This is a genomic window from Desulfovibrio sp. (assembly GCA_016208105.1).
Lineage (GTDB): Bacteria > Desulfobacterota > Desulfovibrionia > Desulfovibrionales > Desulfovibrionaceae > Fundidesulfovibrio.
The window spans coordinates 1-1,163 of sequence record JACQYS010000018.1 but is presented as its reverse complement, the minus strand read 5'-3'; the positions used below and the strand labels follow the sequence as shown (position 1 = coordinate 1,163).

General features: G+C 58.6%; 1 protein-coding gene. It reads right to left on the bottom strand.

The genetic code is table 11. The annotated features are described in order from the left end of the window. On the bottom strand, positions 1–984 hold a 984-nt coding region (locus tag HY795_09840; GenBank protein ID MBI4805524.1), incomplete at its 3' end, for an IS4 family transposase. Between the last annotated feature and the right edge of the window lie 179 nt (positions 985–1,163).

The following is a 1,163-nucleotide window of genomic DNA, read 5'->3' as shown; positions in this document are numbered from 1 at the left end:
TAGCTCGATCTTTACTTCTTTGTAGGTCAGTTCGCATTCCCATCGGCGATGATATTCCCCAGCCAACTCCGCAGCCGGGTATTCCGCGGGGTCGACCAGGTCGGTCAGAAGCCGGACCCTCTCCCCGTGGCCGACACGGAACTCGAGTAAGCGCGCCGTAATCGTAGTGTCCCTGTCGCCTTTGGCTAGTTTCCGCCGGGCCATGCTACCGGGACGGACCTCCACCAGGGAGTCCCCTTTTCCCAGGCGCTGCAGAAATTTTGGCTTCCAGTGCGCCGAGATTCGGGCCACATAATGAGCACCTTTCTTGCCGCACAGCAGGAAGAACCCGAACGAAGCCAGGCCACGGTCGACCAGCACCAGGTCCTTTGGGCCCAGGTTTCTCAGTAAATACGGGAGCCCCACCTGTTCCCCGCAGGAAATCCGCATGAAGCGGGCATCGCGAATCTGGTGCAGGGCAATGGCTGTCAAGAATACCCCGCGGACCTGCGGGTAGGCCGCGTCACCTCGCTGGCAGGTGTGGCGCCCGAAGGCCACCTCGTTGGCCGGAGTGTCCGGCACGGTGAACTCGGAGCCGTCGACCGCCCACTCGCGAAGCCCGTGAAAGGTGACGGGGACCGGCTCCAGGTAGTTCTCGACGGTTTCCCGGTATAACAGCTTGAGGGGCCCCGCCCGCAGACGTTCGCGGGCGTGAACCAGAGCCTCCGGCGTGACCGGGTTACGGCCAAGCCCGGGTTCGGCCGTTCTTGCGCAGTGAAGCAGGCGCCGAAAGACGTTCGGAATGGAAAGGTTGCGGTAGAGAGCCATGGCGACCACCAGCCAGATGACGATCAACGGCTTGAGAGGGCATGCTCTCTTGCTCCCACGACCGGTTTTTGCCAGGACCTGCTCGCCCAGCGCCCTGAGATCTGCCTTCAGCAATCCCTGGATTACGTAGTCTTTGCTCACGTCGGCCAGGGTTTTGTGAGTTTTGTTGAAAAGCACAGGGTAGCCTCCCTCTTTCAGGTTTCGTGTAACAATTACACCTTCGAGAGCGGAGGCTATAACCTTGCTAATTTTTGAACAATTTTCTATATTTTATGCCGAAATTCCTAATCTTTTTGGGATCCAGGCCTACCGTTTCAAGAGAAGGTCACGGTTGATGGTGTCCAAAGTCTTGAACT